Source organism: Frankia sp. CcWB2 (assembly GCF_977927585.1).
This window is the reverse complement of record NZ_CDWRCM010000056.1, coordinates 14,431-18,587: the sequence shown is the minus strand read 5'-3', so window position 1 is coordinate 18,587 and position 4,157 is coordinate 14,431. Positions and strand designations below refer to the sequence as shown.

At 73.2% G+C, this 4,157-nt stretch carries 2 protein-coding genes; both read left to right on the top strand.

Annotated elements, in window-relative coordinates:
- Positions 1-410 precede the first annotated feature (410 nt).
- Positions 411-3,746 (top strand): alpha-(1->3)-arabinofuranosyltransferase domain-containing protein, encoded by a 3,336-nt coding sequence (locus ACY45C_RS08420; RefSeq protein ID WP_462187060.1) that lies wholly within the window; start codon positions 411-413, stop codon positions 3,744-3,746.
- Between the two features lie 79 nt (positions 3,747-3,825).
- Positions 3,826-4,157, top strand: a 332-nt coding sequence (locus ACY45C_RS08415) for a HoxN/HupN/NixA family nickel/cobalt transporter (protein WP_462187059.1), incomplete at its 3' end; no start/stop codon positions are given.

Sequence of the window (4,157 nt, the reverse complement as noted above, 5' to 3'; positions counted from 1 at the left end):
CTGACCGCGGTCAGCTTCGCCATACCCATCCTCGCCCTGATCGGCGCCTCGGCCATCCGCTGGGGCCAGCGCGGCTACTTCGTCGCGCTGATCCTGCTGGGCACCACGATCGCCGTCGGCGTCTACCCGTACGACGATCCCTCGCCCTGGGGACGGCTGTTCAAGGACTTCGCCGAGGGATCGACGGCCGGTCTCGCGCTGCGTTCGCTGCCCCGGGCGGTCCCCCTGGTCGCGCTGGGCATGTCGGTGCTGCTCGCGGGCGGGCTCGCCGCGCTCTGGGAGCGGTACGCGGCGGCCGGTCCGACCGCTACGGCTGCTACGGCTGCCCCAGGTGCCCCAGGTGGGCGGCCGGTCCGGTCGGGCCGGCGCCGGCGGCTGGTCCCGCCGCTCGCCACCGGGGGGTCCTGCTGTTGCTGGCCCTCGACATGTCACCGCTGTTCCGCGGCGAGTTCGTCGAGCCGTTACTCGAACGCCCCGAGCACGTCCCCGCCTACGAGACCGAACTCGCGCGCGCCCTGGACACTAGGAACAACGGGACGCTTGGGAACAACGGCACGCGGGTGCTGGAGCTTCCCGGTGCCGACTTCTCCCACTACCGCTGGGGAAGCACCCTCGACCCGGTCACCGAGGGGCTGATGGACCGTCCGCTGGTCGTGCGGGAACTCATCCCCTACGGCGAGGCGGGCAGCGTCGACCTGGTCCGCTCGCTGGACCGCCGGTTGCAGGAGGGGGTGTTCGAAACCTCCGCCCTGCCGGATCTCGCCCGGCTGATGGGCGTCGGCGACGTGGTGCTGCGCAGCAACCTCGCCTACGAGCGGTACCGGACCCCGCGCCCCCGGGCCACCTGGAACCTGTTCACCTCGACCAGACCGGACGGGCTGGGCGTACCGCAGACCTTCAGACCGCCGGTCGCCGAGGATCCCGGTATCCCGTTCACCGACGAAGTCACCCTCGGCACCGACCCGTCGGTGCCCGATCCGCCGGCGCTGGCCGTCTTCCCGGTCAGCGGCGCGCAGCCGATCGTGCGCACCGCCACCACCGCGCGGCCCCTGCTCGTCAGCGGCAACGGGGAGGCGCTGGTAGACGCGGCGGCCTCCGGCCTGCTCGCCGAGCCGATCGCCGACGGGCGGGCGATCCTCTACGCCCCGGCACTCGCCACCGATCCCGCCGCGATGCGCCAGGCCCTCGACGACGGTGCGGACCTGCTCATCACCGACACCAACCGGCGGCGCGCCGAACGGTGGACGGGCATCCGGGAGAACTTCGGCTACGTCGAGCAACCCGGGGTCAGGCCGCTGGCGAAGGACCCGAACGACAACCGGCTGCCGATGTTCCCCGACCAGAACGTGACCAGCGAGACCGCCGCCGCCCTGCACGCCCCGGGATCCCCGGCGAAGATCGCTGAGGTGACCGCCACCAGCTACGGGAACAGCTTCTCCTACGGGGCGTCCGACCGACCGGTCCGCGCGATCGACGGCGACCCGGGCACCGCGTGGCGGGTCGGCGCCTTCACCGACCCGGCCGGGGAGGCCTGGCAGACCACGCTGGCCGAGCCGACCGCGACGGACCAGATCCGCCTCGTCCAGCCGCTGACCGGGCCGCGCAACCGGTGGATCACTCGGGCGACGCTGACCTTCGACGGCGGCTCCCCGGTGACCGTCGCGCTCACCGACGCCTCCCGCACCGCCGCCGGGCAGGTCGTGCGCTTCCCCACCCGGGCCTTCCGGACGTTGCGCATCCACATCGACGCGACGAACACCGGCCGGCAGCGCAGCTACGACACCGTCTCCGCGGTCGGGTTTGCCGAGGTCGCCATCCCCGGAGCGAACGGGGCACCGCTGACGGCCGAGGAGGTGCTGCGGATGCCGAGCGACAGCCTCGACGCCGCCGGCGCCGCCTCCCTCGGCCACCGGCTGGCGCTGGAGCTGTCCCGGGACCGGGCCAACCCGTCGGAACCGTTCAAGCAGGACACCGAGTCGGTCATCAGCCGGTCGTTCTCCCTGCCGACGGCCCGGACCTTCGCGCTCACCGGCACCGCCCGCGTCTCCGCCTATTCCCCCGACGACCGCGTCGACCAGGTGCTGGGCCGCCCGGCCGCCCTCCCGGTGGTGACCTCCTCCGGCCGGCTGCCGGGATCGCTCGCGGCGCGGGCGTCGAGCGCCTTCGACGGAAACCCGGCCACCGCGTGGAGCCCGGGCATCGGCAACCCGCGGGGCAGCTGGATCCAGGTCGCCTCGCCGACCCCGTTGACGGTCTCGTCGATGACGATGTCGATCGTCGCCGACGGTCGGCACTCGATCCCGACCCGCATCGGGATCGAGGTCGACGGCCAGCGGGTCGGCGCGGTGGCCGTGCCTCCGGTCACCGACACCTCGGCGCGCGGGGGCACCCGCGAGGTGGCCCTCACCTTCCCGGCCGTTACCGGTGGCACGTGGAAGTTCGTCGTCGACGACGCCCGGACCGTCACCAGCATCGACCCCATCAGCCGCTCGCCGCTGGCGATGCCGGTGGGCCTCGCCGAGATCGGGATGCCCGGCCTCGCGGCCGGCGCCGCGGGTACCGGTCAGCCCGCGGCGGGCACGACAGGCACGGCAGGGAGCACCAGGACGGGGCTGTTGCCGGCCCAGATCCCCGCGCCCTGCCGGACCGACCTGCTGAGCATCGACGGTCAGCCGGTGGGGGTGCAGGTCACCGGGGGCACCGCCGACGCGGTCAACCGGCTCGGGTTGACCGTCGCCACCTGCGGCCAGCCGATCACCCTCGGCCCGGGGGAGCACGTGATCCGGACCACCGACGGGGCCCTCGCCGGCATCGATCTCGATCGCCTGCTGCTGGCCTCGGACGCCGGCGGCGGCCCGTGGCTGAACGCGACCGGCGCCGCCTCCGCCGTCTCCCCTGCCGGGACCCCACCAGCCGCGACGGGCACCACCGGCACGACGTCGGCCGCCACGCCACGGGTGACGGTCCAGTCGGCCGGCGACACCTCCTTCACCGTCGACGTGACGGGGGTGCGGCCCGGTACCCCGTTCTGGCTGGTGCTCGCGGAGAGCCTCTCCCCGGGTTGGAAGGCGACCGTGGGCGGCGCCGACCTGGGTACCCCCAGGCTGGTGGACGGCTACGCGAACGGCTGGCGGATCACCCCGACGGCCGCCGGGTTCACCGTCACGCTGACCTGGGCCCCGCAACGGATCGTGTGGTTCTCCCTGGTGTTGTCCGCGGTGACGGTGCTGCTCTCCCTCGCGCTGGTGATCTTCTACACCCGCCGAGCCCGCGCGACCGTGGCCACGCGGTCGTCCCGAACGTCCCGGGCACCCGAGCCGGATCTGCCGACGGCCGAGCCGTGGTCCGACCGGGCGGGGCGTGCCAGCCCGCGCACCACCGTGCTCGCCGTATTGGGGATGGGTCTGCTTTCGGCGGCGCTGGTCTCCCCGGTGGCGGGGGTCATCGTCGCCCTGGCGACGGCCGTGGCGCTGCTCGTGCCCCGCGGCCGTCTGCTGACCCGCGTCGGCCCGGTGGTCTGCCTGGGCGTCAGCGCCTTGTACGTGCTGCAGGTGCAGGCCCGGCATGCGCTGCCGACGGACGGAGACTGGGTCGCCGCGTTCGGGAAGGTGGCGACGATCTCCTGGCTCACGGTGCTGCTGCTGGCGAGCGACCAGCTCGTCGCCCAGCTGCAACGACGGCGCGCGGCGGCGGCAAAGCTCTGCATCATGGATGCTTCTGCAACTAAGTTGCAGAAGCATCCATGATCTGGTTATCGTTCTTCTGCCCGCCGCACGAGAACTCCCCCGTCCACGTCGGCGGGTGCACCGCGAGGGGAGACCTGCCATGGCCGCGCAGGCCGGCACCATGCCGAGGGATGGCCTTCCCACCGGGGTCCGCGGGGCGCTCGACCGCCGGGAGTGGGTGCGCGTCGGCGGCATGGCCGCGGTCATCGTCGGGCTACACGTGATCGGCTGGGTGACGCTCGCGGCAGTCATCGCACCGCACCACTACCGCTTCGGCGCTGACGGCCAGGTCTTCGGAGTCGGCCTCGGAGTCACCGCCTACACCCTCGGCCTGCGCCACGCCTTCGACGCCGACCACATCGCCGCGATCGACAACACCACCCGCAAACTCATGACCGACGGTCAGCGCCCACTGTCCGTCGGCTTCTTCTT